The following is a 19187-nucleotide window of genomic DNA, read 5'->3' as shown; positions in this document are numbered from 1 at the left end:
AGCGTGCAATCATCCCAACTCATACGATCAACTCTTTAAAATTCTTGGAGATCGTCTCCGCCAGTTCCGCCGCCTCGGCATTCAAACCGTCAATTTCGATGTGAATATCGCGCAGGGCCTCCTCAAAGTCGAAATCTTCGTCTTCTTCTTCGGGCGCAACGCCAACATAGCGGCCCGGCGTCAGGCTCCAGTCGTTTTCTTCTAGGTTCGTGTGATCGACCAGCTTCACCAGCCCCTCAACATCACAAAGCGTGGCATCGGGAAAACGGGTTTGCAGCCAATCCGCCTGTGTGTGGAAATATCGCGCGTCTTTCAAATGTTCGGTCACGCCATGGCGCGCGGCATCCAATGCGTTCAGCCGCTTTTTCCCCTCGGCCGCTTTGGTGCCCGCCGCCACATCGGCGTCATGCACACGGGTTGCTAGTTTAAACAGGTGGTCGATTTCTTTGACCAAGGCCTTGGCCTGATCCGCCACCGGTTCAAACGCGGCGCGAGAGGCGTTCAGCCCGTCATTGTCGCGATGGGCGTTTTCCCAATGCGCGGCCTGCGCGGCTTTGGCGCTGGCTGTCAGCGCGGTGATATCCGTCGTCACGGTTTTGGCCAGCGCGTGCAGATCGGCATCGTCATGCGCGGCTGTCACGGCGGTTAATGCGGTTCCAAACCCGGCAAAATCGCAGTTCTGCATTTAGGTATAGGCAGTTTCCAAATAGTCCTGAACCAGCGCCAGAAACCGATCAGTCTGCCCCCGCTACAGCCAGACGATGCTGGCGAGGTTTTTCTGTTGTTCCGGGGTAAAGTCGTAAATCTTGCGCGTCACCTTGCGGTACACATTGCGCGCATCGATCATCAACACCTTGTCTTTGCGGTCGGCTGGCTTGTTCTTGTCAAAGAACCACAGCTCACACGGGACAGAGCGAGTGTAGAAAAAGTTGCCCCGAATGGCCATCATGGCGTCGACATCGCCGGATTTGATTAGCGCTTCGCGCACCTTGGCTTCGCCGCCACCAGCTGAGGAACATTGAGACGACATAACGATGCCTGCACGGCCCGTGTCGGACAAGTAAGAATGGAAGAAGGACATCCAGACATAGTTACCGTTGGACACCTTGCCGCCTTTGTTCACACCGGGCAGGCCGAATTCGAGGCGGTCGTCGTTCTTGATTTTCTCGGCGTCAATCTCGTCCACGTTGAAGGGCGGATTGGCCATGACGAAATCAAACGGGCCTTTGTCCTTGTGCGGGTCGTCGTAGTAGGAAATCGCCTTGCTGATGTCGCCCTCAAGCCCGTGAACTGCGAGGTTCATCTTGGCGAGGCGGATCGTCGTCGGGTTCTTCTCCATCCCGTAGAAGGTCACGCGGTCGCTTGGGTTCATCTAGTAGGAACGTCAAACGTTCAGCCGTTGCCTTTGCTCTCTTGCTGCAAGGCCCGAGTGCGATACGAATGCTTGATCCGTAGAGATAACGAACATTCTTTGGCGTTCTACGATTGTAGTAAAACGTGCCTTTGCGTTCAATTGTGTGCTTGATGTGTTCCAAGTTGCATTCTCCGGAGTTGAAAACTAAGGGAAAACAATTGCTTAACTTTGGATAATGGTGCGGTCGAGAAGACTCGAACTTCCACGGGTGTTACCCCACAGCGACCTCAACGCTGCGCGTCTACCAATTCCGCCACGACCGCACTGTCTAGGCTTGGTGTGGGCGTATTAGACGAGGGGGGCAGAGATGTGAAGAGGCTAAATGGACCTTTGTGCAACTTTTGGCACAATCGGAATTCCAACGGCCGGAGCGGAGGAGCGGCCGTTGGGTTTTTGCTTGTGCTCAGTTCTGCCGACGCTAGTTGGAAGAGAAGCTGGGCAGGGCTGAGCTACTGGCGGCTGCGGGTACAGGCTGTACCATTGCCCCGCCAGTCAGACCGGAGGAAGCGGCTTTGATCAGAGCCGTGCGTTCGGGCTGCCCGGGCGCAAAGACCGCTTCGGCACCGCTTTCTAGCGAGGTGAGGGCCAGACCGTACCAATCCTGCGCTTGCGCAGTAGACTTCGCCACGCCAAAGCCCTGAGACAGGTGATGACCTAGCAGTTCGCCATAGGGGCGTTGGCCGATACCCACCATGATCAGCGCGGCGCCAAGGGCAACCTCCATGTTGTCGCGGCGATAGCCCGAGAACATGCAGATCCCGGCGGTATTGGCGAGCTGCTCAATCGACATGTTCGATTGCAGGACAAACTTCTGCACCTCTGCCACCAGTGCTTCGCTTGAGGAGGTGCCGAGCTTGGCCAGGAAGGGCTGAACCGCTGGGCCAAAGGCATCACATTGGCTATCGACCTGCGCCTGGGTGACACCGCCGAGCTTGGCCACCATGCCTTCTCCAGAGTTGATAGCATAGGATCGGGCCAGGCAGAATTGTTCGCCAAGGGCCAGTTCCGGGTCGGTCATGTTTGCCACGGTCATATAGCCGCCGTTGGATCCGGTCAGCAGGCTCAGCTTGCTGCAGTGGCTGGCGAGGGACTGGGTTGCGGCAGGTGCGGCGGGGGCCGCAAACAGTTGAATACCTGCAAGCGGTTGTGCCGGTGCGGGTGCGGCAGCAGTAACCGGCGCGGGCACGGGTGCCGCAGGGGCGGGCGCAGCCGCCATGACAGTGCCGCCCGGTACAGCTGCGCTGGGGGCTGCGGCGCTGGCCATCTGGGTGCCAGTGCCTTCGTTCATGCGGCAAATCCCCTGGTGGCACGAAAAATCAGCCGTGGTCACGCCGCGGGCCATGAAATCATTGCGTTGATAGCCCTGCGGTGTCGAGGCAAAGACCATGACAGAACAATGGGATGCGCCGCACCAGAAAGAGCTGCCAGAAACCGAGGTGTCGATCATATAGTCGTTTTTGCCGTCGCCGTTCAGATCGGCAAGATGCATGAAGCCCGACCGCTGCAACAGCTGTTCGGCGCTAGGTTCGGCGCTTTCGGCAATTTCATCTACCGCTTGGCTGACCTCAATGGGCATGCCGCCATACCCGGATCCGCTATAGCTCAAACCCGTGGTGCGCACGCCTGCGGCCTCGTCGCGCCAGATATGCAACAACCCGCGTACGCCATTGCCGCCCTGCATTGCCTTGATGACCTGCGGGCCGCCAATCTGCGCGCGACTATAGGATGAAACCAGAAAGTCGCGTTCATAAGGTGACAGCTGCCCGGTGGTGGGAAACCCCATAAAGGCCTGATACTGCCCAATCGCGGTGCGCGACTTGCGCCCCATGACGCCATCGGGCGTGCCGGCCGGGAAGCCAAAATAGTTCAGCGATGTCTGGGTCTCGCGGTTTTGTACCCTTGCTGCTGAATAGGTGCTGCGCCGCGTCGTGGTGCGGTTATTGCGCTGCACGCCGTTGGCGATTGCACCGCCAATCAACCCGCCAACAAGTGCCGCGCCAAGATTGTCAGCCGCCACAGATCCGGCGCCAGATGTGAAAATGATTGATGCGGCTAAGGCCGTCTTAAGTGACTTTGATAACATGCCACTCACCCCCTATAGATACGTTGAATGGAATCACGATAGCCAGTTCGGCGCTATTCACCTAGCAATTTCGCCGTTAATCTGGTTGCAGGGTTTATAGCCCCTTACCAAGCAGGAAGATTATTCATGGTTGAATGGATCACATCTGATCGTCCGGTCGACTATGACGAGGCGATTGATTTTATGGAAACGCGCGCCGCCGAAATCGCCGCGGGCACAGCCCCTGAATGTATCTGGCTGCTGGAACACCCGCCGCTGTACACGGCTGGCACCTCGGCCAGGATCGAAGATCTGACAGAGCCGGATCGCTTTCCGGTCTATACCTCAAAGCGGGGCGGGCAATATACCTATCACGGGCCGGGCCAGCGGGTTGTTTATGTGATGTTGAATGTGGCCAAACGGGGCCATGACGTGCGCCGTTTCGTGCAAGAGCTTGAAGCCTGGGTGATCAAGGCGCTGGCTGAATTCAGCCTGACGGGCCACATCCGCGAGGGCCGCGTCGGTGTCTGGGTGGAACGGCCTGACAAGCCCCGCCGCGCCGATGGCGCCCTGACTGAGGACAAGATCGCAGCTATCGGCATCAGACTGCGCAAATGGGTGAGCTTTCACGGGATTTCGATCAATGTCGAACCGGACCTGGAGCATTTTGGGGGTATCGTGCCTTGCGGCATTCAGGAGCATGGTGTGACCAGCCTGGTCGATCTCGGCCTTCCCGTTACCCTTTCGGACGTGGATGTCGCCCTGAAACGCAGCTTTTACGAAGTCTTTGCAGCAGAGATCGAATGATCAGCAGCTGCCTTTTCCTGCCTGGGGTTAGACAGCTATCCCGTTGCAAACGGACGCGATATCGCCACCTCTGACCTCATCCCCCCTGGCGAAACTGCGACGGAGGAAGCGAAGACAAATCGTCAAGCGCCGAAAGCACCAGTTCCGGACAGGCATACAGCAGCACATCTCCCGCCCCGGAGCAGACGCGAAGCTGGACTTTCTCGGCGCCCAACACCTGGGGATACAGCCCATTCTGACGGACCAAAGCATCCTCTGCGCCGCACAGATACACCGCCTGGTCTGCATGACCGATCATTTGCTCACGCCAATCCTCGGGCTGCAGCTTCAGGTCAGCCAGAATTCCCGCGCCGTCCTGTTGCATGATCATCGACAGGCTCAAAGAAAGCAGGTCCTCTAGCTTTTTGCCCCGAAGCCGCTCCAAGCCTTTGCTGCCTGATCGCGCCTGGTTGCGCACCAGAACTGCAGCCCCCTGTCGCTGAATCGATTTGCTCCAGCTCTTTAGAACCAAGGGGATAAGGGGCGGCAAAAACTGGGCACAAAGCGCCAAAGAGCGGTGGTTACGGCGGTAGTCGCGGGCCTGGGCGAGCGGCGGAGCGGGTGCGACCCCCAAAAGCCCCCCCACTCTGCCGCGCAACCGCAACGCCGCCGCCCGGGCAAAGATGACGCCACTGCGATGCCCCAACAGAAGCGGCCGACGCAGGTTTTCCTGATCAATAAGCGTCTCAATCTGCGCCACAAAAGCGTCGAGCTGCTGGTGCTTTTCCGGCGCCGGATGTGAGCCACCATAGCCCCCCCGCAGGGGCGCATAGACCCGAAAGCCGCCGGCGCGCAGCAGCGGCTGCAATTGCTGCACTCCTGCAATCCCATCCAACATACCATGCACAAATATAACGGGCTGGCCCGTCTCGGCTCCGAGTCTGAAGCACTGGGTCACCCGCCCCTGGCTGTCGCGGATTTCCACACTTTCCGGCAGACACACGCCGCGGGAAATTGCCATATCGCGCGCATGTTCCTGTAATAAGAACCCGATAAGACGGACAAGCTCCGCAGCACCAGGCGCGCCGGCCTTGGCGGCAATTCTTACCGGGTCCTGCGCCTGAGACCGCTCCTGCTCTGAGCCGAGCACAAGGGTTCGCAGACTATGCACCTCGGCAGAGCTGAGCCCAAAGGTCTTGGCGATAAAGCTATCGGCACTGCGGGGCCAATCGACCTCCAAAAGTTCAACCGATATTGCGACAGGCGGGCCAGCCGTGCCAGCGTCTGCGCCCATACAAACCGGGCGGCACAGAAGCTTCTTGTTCGGCACCGATGTTTCAAGAACCAAAATGTCTTGCCAGGAAAAATCCTGCGCTCTGATTCGATCTACGAACCCGTGCCACTCCCCGTCGACACGCTGTGCTTGTCTCACCCAGGACAGCGTTTCCTGTTTTGCGCGCGCACGCGGATCCGTGTCCCTGAGCGGCGGTGCCTGCGTTTCTAATAGCTCCGCCTCGAGCGTTACCAGGATCCAGATTTCATCCTCGCAGGCGGTCTTGCCCTCCCAGCCGGGGACGGCCGGGTTTGCCCATATCATCGCCGGGTTTGGTCGCCCCATCTTTACCCACTTTTGTTCCAAAATTTCCAAAGCACGGGCAAAATGGCTCTGTATTTCCGGCGCTTCGAAGATCCGGCTGGGTCCATCAGCTATGGGGTTTGCGCCTAAAGCTGAGCCAGACTGATGCGCGACGCTGAACCTGTCAAAAAACTGCGGCCGCAAAACAGTTTCATAAATAGCCGCAGCAATTTGCTCTCTGGAGGGCAGGAAATCTGGCTGAAAATCGGTCACACGCACCTCACCCATTACAAAAAAGCGACACACAAATCAGGTGCCCGAAAACAATACCAGCCGCCGCCCCGCGGCCCTGCCCATTGACGTTAAACGGCGACACGCCCCGCTAAAATGCGCGAACCCCATCGCAACCAGAGTTCAGCACTGCATCAGATCAAAGGGGCACAAGCGCCACAGGCGAACTGTCGTTCAATGCCAGCCTTCAGTGATCTCAAATTTCAAAAAGCTGTAGTTTCATTTTGAGAAATACTACGCGACAAAATACTTAATCAACCCTGCGCTGAAAGAAATCTCAATATGATCGCAAACAGGACGGTATAGGATACCCGGTGCGCATCACCGGGTATTCATCTGATACCTTGTCGAAAGGAACTCACCAGCCCCGAACCTAAAGGGTCGCAACAGCCTCGCGGATCTGCGCGGCATGGGCTTCGATAACGTCGCGCTCTGCCATTGTTCCAGGGGGGCGCATTTTGTCTCCCTCGTGGCGCGGCAGAATGTGAAAATGCAGATGAAAGACTTCTTGCCCGCCGGCCGCCTCGTTAAACTGCTGCAAAGTGACCCCATCGGCCGAAAAGGCCTTGATCACGGCTTTGCTCAGTTTCTGCACCGTTTGCATGACCGCCGCCAGTTGTTCCGGGCTGGCATCCAGGACGTTACGGCAGGGGGTTTTGGGGATCACCAACAGATGACCATCGGCACGGGGCATTATGTCCATAAAGGCGAGGGTCTGCTCATCTTCATAGACGCGCGCCGCCGGGATTTCTCCGCGCAGAAGTTTGGCAAAAATGTTCTCGGGATCATAGGCAGTCATCTAGCTGGTCTCCATAGGTTGCTCGGATCTGTTTTGCAGCGCACTGTAGTGGGGTTTTGCGGTGCATGCGCTCCGTGGTCAAGCCTTTGGACTTTGGCGAGCCAAACGGCGCCTTTCCCAGCTGCGGCACCAGGCATTCAGGACAAATCAGCAAGATCCTAACAAATGCGGATGAAACTGGGGAAAACGCTACAAAAAACAAGTGCCCGCGACAATTAATCTTGATCCAGATCAAACTCCGCCATTGAAGGCCACCACACGGCACACTAAAACCGCATATGAGTCTATGGCCACCCGGAGTGTTTCCTGGGGCCAGAAAGTTTTGCAACAGGAGGCACCTAATGGCAGACGCAGCCATTCATGGTCACGGCCACGAAGACGAGCGCGGATTTTTTACCCGCTGGTTCATGAGCACGAACCATAAGGATATCGGCATACTCTACCTCATCGTTTCGGCGCTTGTAGGTTTCATCTCCGTCGCGTTCACCGTCTATATGCGGCTTGAACTGATGGATCCAGGCGTTCAGTACATGTGTGCAGAAGGCGCCCGCTTCTTTGCGGATGCCTCAAGCGAATGTACCCCGAACGGTCACCTTTGGAACGTGTTGATCACCGCGCACGGCATCTTGATGATGTTCTTCGTGGTGATCCCGGCGCTGTTCGGCGGCTTTGGCAACTACTTCATGCCACTGCAGATCGGCGCGCCTGACATGGCCTTCCCGCGGATGAACAACCTCAGCTTCTGGCTCTATGTGGCTGGTACTTCGCTGGCGGTTGCTTCGGTTCTGTCGCCTGGCGGCAACGGTCAGCTTGGCTCTGGTGTGGGCTGGGTTCTGTACCCACCGCTGTCGGTCAACGAAGGCGGCTATTCGATGGATCTGGCGATCTTTGCCGTTCACGTCTCTGGGGCCTCTTCGATCCTGGGCGCGATCAACATGATCACCACCTTCCTGAACATGCGTGCCCCTGGCATGACCCTGTTCAAGGTGCCGCTGTTCAGCTGGTCGATCTTTGTCACCTCCTGGCTGATCCTGCTGTCGCTGCCAGTTCTGGCGGGCGCGATCACCATGTTGCTGATGGACCGCAACTTTGGCTTCACCTTCTTTGATCCTGCCGGTGGCGGCGATCCAATCCTGTATCAGCACATCCTGTGGTTCTTTGGTCACCCCGAAGTCTACATCGTGATCCTGCCGGGCTTTGGTATCATCTCTCACGTGATTGCCACCTTCTCGCGCAAGCCTGTGTTCGGCTACCTGCCCATGGTCTGGGCGATCATCGCCATTGGTGTTCTGGGCTTCGTCGTTTGGGCGCATCACATGTACACCGTTGGCATGTCGCTGAACCAACAGGCCTACTTCATGCTGGCCACCATGGTCATCGCGGTGCCCACCGGCGTTAAGGTGTTCTCCTGGATTGCCACCATGTGGGGTGGATCGATTTCGTTCAAAGCGCCAATGATGTTTGCCTTTGGCTTCCTCTTCCTGTTCACCGTTGGTGGTGTCACAGGGGTGGTTCTGTCCCAGGCCTCCATCGACCGCGCCTATCACGACACCTACTATGTGGTTGCTCACTTCCACTACGTGATGAGCCTTGGTGCCGTGTTTGCGATCTTCTCGGGTATCTACTTCTACTTTGGCAAGATGACCGGTCGTCAGTACAACGAGCTGGGCGCTCAGATTCACTTCTGGATGTTCTTCATCGGCGCCAACCTGACCTTCTTCCCCCAGCACTTCCTGGGTCGTCAGGGCATGCCACGTCGCTACATCGACTATCCCGAAGGCTTTGCCTACTGGAACAAGATCTCGTCCTATGGCGCCTTCCTGTCCTTTGCATCCTTCATTCTGTTCTTTGGTGTGATGATCTACTCGCTGCTGCGCGGCGCGAAAATCACCCAGAACAACTACTGGAATGAATATGCTGACACTCTCGAATGGACCCTGCCCTGCCCACCACCAGAGCACACCTTCGAGATCCTGCCAAAGCAGGAAGACTGGGACAAACCCCACGCGCACTAAGGTGACGTAACAGACGCAGAAAGGCCCCGAAGCAGACGCTTTCGGGGCCTTTCCTTTTGCAGCACGGCGCGCGCAATTGCCCGCTTGAAAACCTGTCTGCGACAGACATAAATAATCAGACCCTCCGTTCAGACCGCCCTCAGACCGCCCCTGACAAAGACCAAAGATGCCCTACTCCTGGATCACCCCTCCCCCAGCGTCCCCCGTGGCCGATGCCCCCGGCGAAATGCATCTGTGGCCGCACCAATCGCTGCCGCCCCAGGGCTACGCCCGCTTCATTGGGGTAACCGCGCTACTGATCGCCCTGCCGCTGCTATCCTTTGCAGGATCTATTGTGTTCTGGGGGCTGCTACCGTTTCTGCTGCTGGCGCTTTTTGGTCTGAAATACGCCCTGGACCGCAACCGCCGCGATGCGCAGGTGATCGAGGTCTTGACCCTGGACGCCACTGAGGCCCGCCTAGAGCGGCGCAATGCCAATGGCACCCAGCAAAGCTGGCAGTGCAATCGCTACTGGGTTGCCGTGGAGCTGCACCCCAAGGACGGCCCAGTTCCGAACTACGTCACCCTGCGCGGAGGTGGCCGCGAGGTAGAGATCGGCGCGTTTTTGTCCGAGGAGGAGCGCAAGGCGCTATATGATGAGTTGCAGAGAACCATGCAATGAGCGCAAACACCATCGTCAGCTTTGCCACTGCTGTTTGCAGGGCACCACTTCAGACTACATTCCCAATCGCTCTTTACAACCATTAATTGCTACCGTTTGTTTAAGGCAAGAGCACTTGGGAGTTTTCGATCTATGATTTTTGTCCGCTGTATCGTCGGCCTTTTCTGCACCGTAGCAGCCACTTCCTTCGCCTACGCAGGCCCGATCGAAGACTGTTCTCAAGAAAACAATCTGAGGCTTTCAGTCAGAGCTTGCTCGAAGGTCATCGAGTTGAATTTGCTGCCAGAAAAATCTGAAATGACCTATTACTTTCGAGGCAATGCCCATCATCGGCTCGGGAACACACGTCGTGCTCTGAAGGACTTACATCGATCAGTGGAAATTAACCCGTCTTATAAACATCCTTACATCGAGCTTGGAATTATCAGCAAGAACCGCAAAAACTACAAACTAGCTCTGGAGCACTACAACAAAGCTCTAGAAATTGACCCTCGGTTCGCAAAGGCATATTACAATCGCGGTAATGTTTATTTTGGAATGAATAGGTACACACGGTCGATCGCAGACTATGACAGAGCAACAGAGCTAGAGCCTAACTATGTTTTTCCCTACATTGGACGTGCATTTTCTCTTCTAGAAATGGGAGACAACAAAGCCGCGCTAGTTTCAGCGGAACATGCACTGAGGTTAGCTCCCCGGAATGCCCATGCAGCCGAAATCCGAGCACACATACTGGACGAGGCCAAGCGCAACTAAAAGACAAGGAGGTTTCGATTGGGGAGGCACTTCGCGACGCCGCAATAATAGCGGCGCCCTATCTCAGCAGCCGCCGTCCTTGCACAGCTCGTCCTTGACCATGGGGCCGACCTTGCCGAAATCCATCTGGCCGGTGAATTTCGCCTTCAATGCGCCCATCACCTTGCCCATGTCGCGAATCGAGGCTGCACCGCTTTCAGTCACTGCGGCCTTTACCGCAGCGCGGACCTCGTCGGCGTCGAGCTGCTTGGGCAGGAATTCTTCGATAATTGCTATTTCTTCCAGTTCGCGCTCGGCCAGATCCAGACGGCTGGCCTCCTCATAGGCGCGGGCGCTTTCGTTGCGTTGCTTGGTCATTTTACCAAGAATCGCCAGGACTTCGCTGTCGCCGAGGGCGATCTCGCCATCCTCGGCACGGGCTGCGATTTCTTTGTCTTTGATTGCGGCGTTGATCAGGCGCAGCGTGCTTACCCGCTGGGCAGCCTTGTCTTTCATCGCCCGTTTCAGAGCCTGGTTGACCAGGGTTCGCGTATCCATCGTTTTTATCCATGCAGAAGAAACCGGAAGTGGCACCTCTATCCAATCGACTGGCTCAGTTCAAGCGCCTGCTCTCCCACCTCGCCTTGCGTCAGGTCAACTGCATGGCCGTTTCAGCCGAGCCAAAACCGCGGGCGGCGCGCCTAGGGGCAATTTACCTCATGCTTCTTGTCCCCCTTGCCGCTCTGCTAGGCTTGACCCCATGCCCGCCCGGCCCTAAAAGCCGATGAATTTCACCCTCAGGAGAGTCTCTGTCATGGCCGATACTGCACCGTCCAAGCCAACCGCATGTCTGGCGCTAGCCGATGGCACCGTCTTTTATGGAGCCGGGTTTGGCGCCACTGGTCGCTGCGTCGCCGAGCTGTGTTTCAACACCGCGATGACCGGTTACCAAGAGATCATGACAGACCCGTCCTATGCAGGGCAGATCGTGACCTTCACCTTCCCCCATATCGGCAACACCGGCGTCACCCCAGAGGATGACGAAACCGCAGATCCGGTTGCCGCTGGCATGGTGGTAAAATGGGATCCGACGCTGGCCTCCAACTGGCGCGCCACCGAAGAGCTGACAAGCTGGCTCACCCGGACTGGCCGGATCGCCATTGGCGGTGTTGACACCCGCCGCCTGACCCGCGCCATCCGCCAACTGGGCGCGCCCCATGTGGCCCTGTCCCATGATCCCGAGGGCAACTTTGACGTTGAGGCCCTGGTGGCTGAGGCCCGCGCCTGGGCTGGGCTGGAAGGTATGGATCTGGCCAAAGAGGTCACCTGCGCCCAAAGCTATCGCTGGGACGAAATGCGTTGGGCCTGGCCCGAAGGATATTCGCGTCAGGAATCTCCAGTGCACAAGGTGGTCGCCATTGACTATGGTGCCAAACGCAACATCCTGCGCTGCCTGGCTTCGGCTGGCTGTGATGTCACCGTTCTGCCGGCAACAGCCACGGCCGAAGAGGTCCTGGCCCATAGCCCAGACGGCGTGTTTCTGTCCAATGGTCCCGGTGACCCCGCTGCCACCGGCGAATATGCCGTGCCAATGATCACCAGCATTCTGCAAGACACCACTCTGCCGGTTTTTGGCATCTGCCTGGGCCATCAGATGCTGGCGCTGGCGCTTGGCGGCAAAACCGTCAAGATGAACCACGGCCACCACGGTGCCAACCACCCGGTCAAGGAAAAATCCACCGGCAAAGTTGAGATCACCTCGATGAACCACGGCTTTGCCGTCGACGCCCAGAGCCTGCCCGAAGGCGTCGAGGAAACTCATATCTCGCTGTTTGATGGTTCCAACTGCGGTATTCGCATGGCAGGCCGCCCGGTCTATTCGGTACAGCACCACCCCGAAGCAAGCCCCGGCCCACAGGACAGCTTCTATCTGTTCGAGCGCTTTGCTGCAGCCATGGCGGAGCGTAAAGCCTCGTAAAGAGTCTAATAATTCCCGGTTAAAACCGCGACACGGATATTGTGGTTAACACACTGTTAAGCCACCCTCTTCAGCCTCAGATGCGCAATGCATCTGGGGTTTTTGTTTTGAGTGATCGAATGCGCGGTTTGCAGTCTCGCGGCTTTAAACGTCTTCGCCGCCCTATCTGGATTACCCAGCCGGGCGCTGCGTCCTCTGTATTGGCCGACCCAAAAAATACAGCGCAGGAAAGCGCGCGACAAGTTTACCTTCGCGGGCAAAAACAACGGCGCGAAGAGCCGCTTCCTGTCTTTGAAACCTGTTCGAAATCTTCGCCCCCCGGAACGCCCGCTGCGACCAAATTGAGGCGGCAAGCGCCCCCCGGAGCGCAAACGACCGCCCCCTTAGCCGCACCTGCATCCGGTGCCGTCACGCGGGGAGATCACCCGGCGCACCAAGAAGATCGCGCTGCGTCGCAGTCTGTCGCCGGGGTTTTCCGTGCCGAGGCGCTGGCCCTGCGGTCTGTGGATCTCAGTAAACACAGGCCCAGCGCCCCCCTGCTAAACCGGATGCCCGCCAGTTTCTGGCTGCGTCACTGCGCGATTCCCTGGGTGCAACTCGGTGATACCATCGCCATTGCCTTTGCCTCCGCTGCAGAAGCCGAGAGCCAGCGACAAACCCTGAGCGCCTGTTTTGGCCCCTTCATACCCGTTCTCGCTCCGGCAGCGCAGATCTCCCCCCTGTTGCAGGCCCATTTCAAAACAGCAATGGCCCGGCAGGCAAGCAACAGTATCGCCCCCGACCTCAGCAGCAGAACGCTGTTCCAGCACTCCAAGCGCTTAAAGCAACTGCTGCCTGTCTCCGCGTTTCTCTGCCTCTCGGTACTGTTCCCGCTAACGGTCTTCTCCTTTTGCTGCGGCGCTGCGCTGCTTTTTCTGCTGATGTTCACGGGTTTAAAGCTCTGCGGCCTTGTCGCGCATCTTGTTCCAAAGCTGAACAGCGGCCCAGCATCGCTGCCGCTGCACCATCCACAGAAACAGCCCCCAGAGCACCTGCCAAAGATCTCGGTCCTGGTGCCGCTCTACAAAGAATCCGCCATCAGCTCGGCATTGCTCAAACGGCTGGCGCGCCTCACCTACCCGCAGGACCGAATGGAGGTCTTATTGGTTCTGGAAGCAGGCGACAGCCTCACTCAGCAAACCATTTCAGAGGCAACTTTGCCGCCCTGGATCTCAGCCATTGAGGTCCCCGCCTGGGGCGAGCTGCGCACCAAGCCGCGGGCGATGAACTATGCGCTGAACTTTTGCCAAGGTGAGATTGTCGGGGTCTGGGACGCCGAGGACGCACCACAACCGGATCAATTACAAAAAGTGGCCGCAGCCTTTGCCGCAGCCTCACCCGAGGTGGCCTGCTTTCAAGGGGTTCTGGACTATTACAACCCGCGCGCCAATCTGATTTCACGCTGCTTCACCCTGGAGTATGCCAGCTGGTTTCGCATTGTTTTGCCGGGCATTGCCCGGCTTGGGCTGGTGGTGCCTTTGGGCGGAACCACCATGTTTGTGCGCCGGGCTGTGCTGGACAAACTGGGGGGATGGGATGCCCATAATGTCACCGAAGACGCCGACCTTGGCGTTCGCCTGTATCGTGCTGGCTATCGCACCCAGATGCTTGCCACCGCCACCTATGAAGAAGCCAGCTGCCATATAGCCCCCTGGGTGCGTCAGCGCTCTCGCTGGCTCAAGGGATTTATGGCCACCTATCTGGTCCATATGCGGCAACCGCTACATCTTGCACGGGGACTGGGCTGGCGCGGTTTTCTTGGCTTTCAGGCCTTTTTCTTGGGCACTATCGGCCAGTTTCTACTGGCGCCGTTCCTGTGGACCTATTGGTTGGTGTTCCTGGGTCTTCCACATCCCAGCACGGCTGTGCTGCCGGATATGCTCCTGTTTCTTGGCGTCTCATCCCTGATCAGCTTTGAAGCTCTGGGCATGGGCATAGCTGCATGTGGCGCTTTTGCCTCCGGTCGCCCCCGGCTTGCGCTCTGGGTGCCGATTTTGCCGCTTTACTATCTGATGGGGCCGATCGCGGTTTATAAAGCGCTTTATGAGCTGCTCTATAATCCGTTCTTTTGGGACAAAACCAGTCACGGCATGCATCCCCCGGATCGCCACGCGCAGGAACACGTCGCTTCGGAACAAGACCCATAGCAGGCGGGCCTAAATCAGACGGGCCTAAACCAAACAGGCCTAAATCAGACGGGTCCAAAGCCGGCGGGGCAGTAGCTTTTCACAGCCGCAATGCCGGATCTCTAAGACCTGAAGCTGGTATGGCGCGGTGACTGCTAGCGTCCCTGGCCACGGTCCCCCGCATCCTGTTTCAACCGGGTCATAAAGGCCACCGAGATATGATCCTTCAGCGCCTGACCTGCGGCCTTTTCATCGCGCGCCTCAATCGCGGCAACAATTTTTTTGTGTTCTGTCTGAGCGATTTCTCCCCGCCCTTCTGCCGCCAAAGAGGTGGTGGCCATAAGCGCCATGGAGCGATGCACCAGATTGAGTTGCTGCACCAGGTAGCGGTTGTGAGAGGCAAGATGGATCTGTTCGTGAAAGCGCCGGTTGGCCTTGGCCAGATCTGCAGGTTTATCAACCAGTGCGTCATCCTCACGCACCATGTCTTTCAGCACCCGCACTTCTTCTTCGGTGGCATGACGCGCAGCCAGGCTGGCTGCCAGCCCCTCCAACTCGCGGCGCACCATATACAGCTCGGCCATCTGATTGTGATCCAGCGAGGCCACGATCAGTGAACGCCCGTCCCGCTCCAGCAAAGACTGGGTTTCCAGCCGCTGCAGGGCTTCGCGGATCGGGGTGCGAGACACCCCAAGCCGTTCCGCAAGGTCGCTTTCCACCAGGCGATCCCCCGGTTTGTAGACCCCCACGTCAATGGCTTCCAGAATGAGAGAATAGGCGTCTTTCTGGGTGTTGCGGCTCTGGTTCATCTGCTGTCCCATTCAAATGGTAGGTCTGTATTCCTACAGCTCACGCCTTGGCAATCAAGCCTTTGCCAGATTTTTGGGGCCAGAATACGACAAAAGAAGCCAAAGCAATTTCACCCGGTCTACGTCAAATCCTCATTGCAAAACAATTCCAGTCTGCCTAGGTGCTGCCCATGGTCAAAAAAGCTTTCTCTCATGTGCGCCACTGGGTCTTTGACCTGGACAACACACTTTATCACCCTTCGGCCCGACTGTTTGATCAGATCGAGGTCAAGATGACCAACTATGTCATGGCAGAGCTGGGGGTCGACAAGGCAGAAGCAGACCATCTGCGCAGCAGCTATTGGCAAGAGCATGGCACCACCCTGGCAGGGCTGATGCGCGAACATGATATGGACCCTGTGCCCTATCTTGAGGCAGTCCATGACATTTCAATGGATCATCTGCCCAAAGACCCGGAACTGGCCGCCTGTATCAAGGCGCTGCCCGGCAAACGTATTGTCTATACCAATGGCAGCGCCCCCTATGCTGAACGGGTGCTGGCCGCACGTGGGCTGTCGGGGCTGTTTGACGGGATTTTTGGTGTGGAACATGCCGATTACCGCCCCAAGCCCGAGCGCGCCGCCTTTGACATGGTGTTTGACAAGGCAGGCATTCACGCCGAAACCGCCGCCATGTTCGAAGACGACCCCCGCAATCTCTCGGCCCCTCATGCGATGGGGATGCGCACTGTCCATGTGGCGCCAGAAGCGCTTGGCCAGGCTGAGGCGCGCAGCCACATTCACCATCACACCGATGACCTGGCCGGGTTCCTCGCCAAGATCCTGTAAACAGGCCCGGCCCACGCCCGCAAAACGGGGACACTCTGTCGCAGGAAGACCGGTAAAAGACCGGCAAACTGGTCTCAAATTCTGCCCCCAAAGGCCCTACATAGGCAGCGATAACAACCCTAAAGGATCGCGCGCATGGCCCTTGCCTATACTCTCCCTGACCGTCTGCCTCTGTGGCAACGTTTCCTCTTTGCCATTCCCCTGCTGGGGCGGATTTCAAAAGAAGTGGCCTATGGAGAGGAAGAGAATTTCTACTATGCCCTGGCCATTCTGATCTGCCTCTGGGGCAGCTCGATCCTGTTGTTTGGCATCCCCGGTCTCTACCTGCCGGCAGTGGCGCTTGTGCCGGTGATGTTTACCCTGCTTATCGCCATTTCGCGCGGCTAGTGGCCAAACTCGGCCCAAGGTGGCCACTGGGACCACATGCCGCTTGTCATTGCCCTGGCCTCGGCCCTATCTGAGGAAGAGAGACGAAAGGCAGGGCAATGGCTGAAACATGTGACATTCTGGTTTCCGGTGGCGGTGTCGCCGGACTAACGGCAGCGGCAGCATTTGGGGCCGCCGGGTTCAAGGTGATCTGTGTAGACCCGACCCCGCCGGTGACCACACGCGATGCTGCGGGGTCTGATCTGCGCACCACTGCCTTTTTGCAACCGGCGCAGGCGCTGTTGCAGCGGTTTGGCCTTTGGGAGCAACTGGCGGATCATGCGGCCCCCTTGCAGATCATGCGTATCGTTGATGCGGGCGGCGCCGAACCGGAACCCCGGGTGATCAAGGATTTCAACGCCGCTGATATTTCGCAAATGCCCTTTGGCTGGAACCTGCCCAACTGGTTGCTGCGACGCGAAATACTGGCCCAGATTGCGGCGCTTCCAAATGTGGAGTTTCGCGCCGGCACTGGCACAAAATCGCTGTTCACCCGCAACCATGAGGCTCGGGTCACCCTGAGCGATGGCGATCAAATCCGCGCCAAGCTGGTTGTCGCCTGTGATGGGCGTTCCTCGCCAATGCGCGACGCCGCAGGCATTCCGGTAAAAACCACCCGTTATGGGCAAAAAGCATTGGCCTTTGCCGTTACCCACCCAGTGCCGCACGACAATGTCTCCACCGAAATCCACCGCTCTGGCGGCCCTTTCACCCTGGTGCCGCTGCCGGATTATCAGGGCAAACCCTCCTCTGCGGTGGTCTGGATGGAGCGCGGCCCGCGCGCCGAAGAGCTGCTGGCGCAGGCGCCGCAGGTGTTTGAGGCGGAAATGACAAGACGCAGCTGTGGGCTGTTTGGCGACCTGACCCTGGCCTCGCGCCGCAGTATCTGGCCAATCATCAGCCAATCCGCCGCGCGTATGGATGGCCAACGCCTGGCGCTGATGGCCGAAGCCGCCCATGTGGTGCCGCCAATTGGTGCCCAGGGCCTGAATATGTCACTGGGCGATCTGCGCGTATTGCTGGAGCTGGCGGAGACCCGCCCTGAGGGTCTGGGGGACGCACAGATGCTGAGCGCCTATCACAAGGCGCGTCACAATGAGATCATGCTGCGGGTGAAAGGCATCGACCTGCTCAACCGCAGTTCGATGATCGAGGCGCGCCCCCTGCGGGATTTGCGCGCCTTTGGCCTCAACGCGCTCTATTCCCTGGCGCCCGTACGCAAAACCCTGATGCAGATGGGACTGGGGGTAAAATAGAACCCGGTTTTCCCAAATGGGAAAACCGGTGCCTTCGGCGAAGGTATTTAAGGCAAGATGAAAGGGGCGGCCCGCGAAAACCACTGGCCAGCCCGCCCTGCGCAGAAAGTAGCCCGGGTCAGGGCACCTTCAGAGCACCTGATCTACCGCCTTTTGCAAACGGCCAAGCGTCGCCTCGACATCGTAGAGCTTGTCGAGGCCAAACAGCCCCAGGCGGAAGGTGCAAAACTCGGTGGGTTCATCACATTGCAGCGGTACGCCTGCGGCGATCTGCATGCCAAGGGCGGCGAATTTTTTGCCGTTTTGCACTTCGGGATCTGAGGTGTAGCTGACCACGACCCCCGGAGCGCCAAAGCCCTCGGCGGCCACCGAAGTGACCCCCTTTGCGGCCAACATTGCGCGCACCTCATTGCCAAGCTGCCACTGGGCCTGACGCAGTTTTTCAAACCCGTAGTCTTTGGTTTCCAACATGGTATCGCGAAAGGCCTGCAGCGCGTCCGTGGGCATGGTGGCATGATAGGCGTGGCCGCCATCTTCATAGGCCTGCATGATGGCACGCCATTGTTTCAGGTTCAGGGCAAAGCTGTCGGATGTGGTCTCCTCCAGCCGCGCCAGGGCGTTTTGTGACAACATCACCAAACCGGCCGAGGGAGAGGCGCTCCAGCCCTTTTGTGGCGCCGAAATCAGCACATCGACGCCATTGGCTCGCATATCAACCCAGGCACAGCCAGAGGCAATACAATCCAGCACCATCAGCGCGCCGACCGCGTGCGCGGCCTCGGCCATCGCGGCGATATAGCTGTCAGGCAGGATCACCCCAGCAGCAGTTTCCACATGTGGGGCAAAGACGATACCCGGCTTTTGCGCGTGAATGGCAGCAGTGACCTCCTCGATTGGAGCGGGTGTAAAGGGCGACTGGGCCTCATTTCCGCTTTGTCGCGCCTTCATCACCGTGGTCGCAGCTGTCAGCCCGCCAGTTTCAATGATCTGGCTCCAGCGATAGGAAAACCAGCCATTACGCACCACCAGAACCTCTTGCCCCCGCGCGAACTGACGCGCCACCGCTTCCATCGCATAGGTGCCGCCACCGGGCACCAGGGCTACCGCATCTGCCTGATAGACCTCTTTCAACAAGGCATTGATGTCCAGCATCACCTGCTGAAAACTCTTTGACATATGGTTGAGCGAGCGATCGGTGAAGACCACCGAGAATTCATCCAACCCCTGAGGGTCCACGGTTTCCAAAAGTGCCATTGCAGTCTCCGATCTGTTTGCCGCTGCCCCGCACGCTATGCGCCGGACCGTTACCTGCGGACATACTAAATTCGCTGTCGCACGAAAACCCGGCCCTGCGCAAAAGCTGTTTCAAATTCCCGAGACAACACGA

The 19187-nt window shown here is 58.1% G+C and carries 18 protein-coding genes and 1 tRNA gene; 10 read left to right on the top strand and 9 right to left on the bottom strand.

What is annotated here, in order from left to right; all coding sequences use genetic code 11:
- Window positions 1-19 precede the first annotated feature (19 nt).
- From QZ268_RS03260 to QZ268_RS03245, 4 genes are all read right to left on the bottom strand, one after another.
- Entirely contained in the window at window positions 20-685 is a 666-nt protein-coding gene (locus tag QZ268_RS03260) for a hypothetical protein (RefSeq protein WP_295447878.1), read from the bottom strand.
- A gap of 63 nt (window positions 686-748) precedes the next feature.
- Window positions 749-1372, bottom strand: coding sequence for an N-6 DNA methylase (locus QZ268_RS03255; protein WP_295447875.1), 624 nt, complete (start codon window positions 1370-1372; stop codon window positions 749-751).
- A 218-nt stretch (window positions 1373-1590) separates the two neighbouring features.
- Window positions 1591-1677 (bottom strand) — tRNA-Leu (locus QZ268_RS03250).
- Window positions 1678-1832: 155 nt separating this feature from the next.
- The gene (locus QZ268_RS03245; protein ID WP_295447873.1) at window positions 1833-3497 is read right to left on the bottom strand and encodes a peptidoglycan-binding domain-containing protein; all 1665 of its coding nucleotides are present in this window, start codon (window positions 3495-3497) and stop codon (window positions 1833-1835) included.
- 126 nt (window positions 3498-3623) lie between these two features.
- Here QZ268_RS03245 and lipB point away from each other — a divergent pair, with 126 nt between their 5' ends.
- Complete coding sequence (gene lipB, locus QZ268_RS03240) at window positions 3624-4283, top strand: lipoyl(octanoyl) transferase LipB (protein ID WP_295447870.1); 660 nt, start codon at window positions 3624-3626, stop codon at window positions 4281-4283.
- 76 nt (window positions 4284-4359) lie between these two features.
- On the opposite strand, the gene QZ268_RS03235 is transcribed toward lipB, so the two are convergent.
- Window positions 4360-5556 (bottom strand): alpha/beta hydrolase, encoded by a 1197-nt coding sequence (locus QZ268_RS03235; protein ID WP_295447867.1) that lies wholly within the window; start codon window positions 5554-5556, stop codon window positions 4360-4362.
- A gap of 447 nt (window positions 5557-6003) precedes the next feature.
- On the opposite strand from QZ268_RS03235, the gene QZ268_RS03230 reads away from it, so the two are divergent.
- Window positions 6004-6198 carry a hypothetical protein gene (locus tag QZ268_RS03230; protein WP_295447864.1) on the top strand — a complete coding sequence of 65 codons (195 nt, stop codon included), beginning with the start codon at window positions 6004-6006 and terminating at the stop codon, window positions 6196-6198.
- Window positions 6199-6502: 304 nt separating this feature from the next.
- On the opposite strand, the gene QZ268_RS03225 is transcribed toward QZ268_RS03230, so the two are convergent.
- Window positions 6503-6928, bottom strand: a complete 426-nt coding sequence (locus QZ268_RS03225; RefSeq protein ID WP_295447861.1) for an HIT family protein — start codon at window positions 6926-6928, stop codon at window positions 6503-6505.
- Window positions 6929-7269: 341 nt separating this feature from the next.
- Between QZ268_RS03225 and QZ268_RS03220 the strand changes: the two genes are divergently transcribed.
- The 3 genes from QZ268_RS03220 to QZ268_RS03210 all read left to right on the top strand — a co-directional run bounded on the left by QZ268_RS03220 (window position 7270) and on the right by QZ268_RS03210 (window position 10360).
- Window positions 7270-8943 carry a cytochrome c oxidase subunit 1 gene (locus QZ268_RS03220; RefSeq protein WP_295447859.1) on the top strand — a complete coding sequence of 558 codons (1674 nt, stop codon included), beginning with the start codon at window positions 7270-7272 and terminating at the stop codon, window positions 8941-8943.
- Between the two features lie 166 nt (window positions 8944-9109).
- Entirely contained in the window at window positions 9110-9604 is a 495-nt protein-coding gene (locus tag QZ268_RS03215; protein WP_295447856.1) for a DUF2244 domain-containing protein, read from the top strand.
- A 132-nt stretch (window positions 9605-9736) separates the two neighbouring features.
- Entirely contained in the window at window positions 9737-10360 is a 624-nt protein-coding gene (locus QZ268_RS03210) for a tetratricopeptide repeat protein (protein WP_295447853.1), read from the top strand.
- 63 nt (window positions 10361-10423) lie between these two features.
- On the opposite strand, the gene QZ268_RS03205 is transcribed toward QZ268_RS03210, so the two are convergent.
- Complete coding sequence (locus QZ268_RS03205) at window positions 10424-10897, bottom strand: GatB/YqeY domain-containing protein (protein WP_295447850.1); 474 nt, start codon at window positions 10895-10897, stop codon at window positions 10424-10426.
- Window positions 10898-11153: 256 nt separating this feature from the next.
- Between QZ268_RS03205 and carA the strand changes: the two genes are divergently transcribed.
- Complete coding sequence (carA, locus tag QZ268_RS03200; RefSeq protein WP_295447848.1) at window positions 11154-12317, top strand: glutamine-hydrolyzing carbamoyl-phosphate synthase small subunit; 1164 nt, start codon at window positions 11154-11156, stop codon at window positions 12315-12317.
- 80 nt (window positions 12318-12397) lie between these two features.
- Entirely contained in the window at window positions 12398-14503 is a 2106-nt protein-coding gene (locus QZ268_RS03195) for a glycosyltransferase (RefSeq protein WP_349376554.1), read from the top strand.
- 134 nt (window positions 14504-14637) lie between these two features.
- Here the strand turns inward: QZ268_RS03195 and QZ268_RS03190 are convergent, their stop codons facing one another.
- Window positions 14638-15291, bottom strand: a complete 654-nt coding sequence (locus tag QZ268_RS03190) for a GntR family transcriptional regulator (protein ID WP_295447841.1) — start codon at window positions 15289-15291, stop codon at window positions 14638-14640.
- Window positions 15292-15461: 170 nt separating this feature from the next.
- On the opposite strand from QZ268_RS03190, the gene QZ268_RS03185 reads away from it, so the two are divergent.
- The 3 genes from QZ268_RS03185 to QZ268_RS03175 all read left to right on the top strand — a co-directional run bounded on the left by QZ268_RS03185 (window position 15462) and on the right by QZ268_RS03175 (window position 17800).
- Window positions 15462-16118, top strand: a complete 657-nt coding sequence (locus tag QZ268_RS03185) for a pyrimidine 5'-nucleotidase (RefSeq protein WP_295447838.1) — start codon at window positions 15462-15464, stop codon at window positions 16116-16118.
- 135 nt (window positions 16119-16253) lie between these two features.
- Window positions 16254-16505 carry a hypothetical protein gene (locus QZ268_RS03180; protein ID WP_295447836.1) on the top strand — a complete coding sequence of 84 codons (252 nt, stop codon included), beginning with the start codon at window positions 16254-16256 and terminating at the stop codon, window positions 16503-16505.
- A 98-nt stretch (window positions 16506-16603) separates the two neighbouring features.
- Window positions 16604-17800 (top strand): UbiH/UbiF family hydroxylase, encoded by a 1197-nt coding sequence (locus tag QZ268_RS03175; protein ID WP_295447832.1) that lies wholly within the window; start codon window positions 16604-16606, stop codon window positions 17798-17800.
- A 129-nt stretch (window positions 17801-17929) separates the two neighbouring features.
- On the opposite strand, the gene QZ268_RS03170 is transcribed toward QZ268_RS03175, so the two are convergent.
- Window positions 17930-19054, bottom strand: a complete 1125-nt coding sequence (locus QZ268_RS03170; RefSeq protein WP_295447829.1) for an aminotransferase class V-fold PLP-dependent enzyme — start codon at window positions 19052-19054, stop codon at window positions 17930-17932.
- Window positions 19055-19187 lie beyond the last annotated feature (133 nt).

The organism is uncultured Pseudophaeobacter sp., from assembly GCA_905479575.1.
Classification (GTDB): Bacteria; Pseudomonadota; Alphaproteobacteria; order Rhodobacterales; family Rhodobacteraceae; genus Pseudophaeobacter.
The sequence above is the reverse complement of the archived record's forward strand: the minus strand, read 5'-3'. Positions and strand labels throughout refer to the sequence as shown.

Excerpts from the sequence above, each read along its gene's own strand:
- QZ268_RS03260 (WP_295447878.1), bottom strand. The coding sequence starts at position 685 with ATGCAGAACTGCGATTTTGCCGGGTTTGGAACCGCATTAACCGCCGTG.
- QZ268_RS03255 (WP_295447875.1), bottom strand. The coding sequence starts at position 1,372 with ATGAACCCAAGCGACCGCGTGACCTTCTACGGGATGGAGAAGAACCCG.
- QZ268_RS03245 (WP_295447873.1), bottom strand. The coding sequence starts at position 3,497 with ATGTTATCAAAGTCACTTAAGACGGCCTTAGCCGCATCAATCATTTTC.
- lipB (WP_295447870.1), top strand. The coding sequence starts at position 3,624 with ATGGTTGAATGGATCACATCTGATCGTCCGGTCGACTATGACGAGGCG.
- QZ268_RS03235 (WP_295447867.1), bottom strand. The coding sequence starts at position 5,556 with ATGGGCGCAGACGCTGGCACGGCTGGCCCGCCTGTCGCAATATCGGTT.
- QZ268_RS03230 (WP_295447864.1), top strand. The coding sequence starts at position 6,004 with ATGCGCGACGCTGAACCTGTCAAAAAACTGCGGCCGCAAAACAGTTTC.
- QZ268_RS03225 (WP_295447861.1), bottom strand. The coding sequence starts at position 6,928 with ATGACTGCCTATGATCCCGAGAACATTTTTGCCAAACTTCTGCGCGGA.
- QZ268_RS03220 (WP_295447859.1), top strand. The coding sequence starts at position 7,270 with ATGGCAGACGCAGCCATTCATGGTCACGGCCACGAAGACGAGCGCGGA.
- QZ268_RS03215 (WP_295447856.1), top strand. The coding sequence starts at position 9,110 with ATGCCCTACTCCTGGATCACCCCTCCCCCAGCGTCCCCCGTGGCCGAT.
- QZ268_RS03210 (WP_295447853.1), top strand. The coding sequence starts at position 9,737 with ATGATTTTTGTCCGCTGTATCGTCGGCCTTTTCTGCACCGTAGCAGCC.
- QZ268_RS03205 (WP_295447850.1), bottom strand. The coding sequence starts at position 10,897 with ATGGATACGCGAACCCTGGTCAACCAGGCTCTGAAACGGGCGATGAAA.
- carA (WP_295447848.1), top strand. The coding sequence starts at position 11,154 with ATGGCCGATACTGCACCGTCCAAGCCAACCGCATGTCTGGCGCTAGCC.
- QZ268_RS03195 (WP_349376554.1), top strand. The coding sequence starts at position 12,398 with ATGCGCAATGCATCTGGGGTTTTTGTTTTGAGTGATCGAATGCGCGGT.
- QZ268_RS03190 (WP_295447841.1), bottom strand. The coding sequence starts at position 15,291 with ATGAACCAGAGCCGCAACACCCAGAAAGACGCCTATTCTCTCATTCTG.
- QZ268_RS03185 (WP_295447838.1), top strand. The coding sequence starts at position 15,462 with ATGGTCAAAAAAGCTTTCTCTCATGTGCGCCACTGGGTCTTTGACCTG.
- QZ268_RS03180 (WP_295447836.1), top strand. The coding sequence starts at position 16,254 with ATGGCCCTTGCCTATACTCTCCCTGACCGTCTGCCTCTGTGGCAACGT.
- QZ268_RS03175 (WP_295447832.1), top strand. The coding sequence starts at position 16,604 with ATGGCTGAAACATGTGACATTCTGGTTTCCGGTGGCGGTGTCGCCGGA.
- QZ268_RS03170 (WP_295447829.1), bottom strand. The coding sequence starts at position 19,054 with ATGGCACTTTTGGAAACCGTGGACCCTCAGGGGTTGGATGAATTCTCG.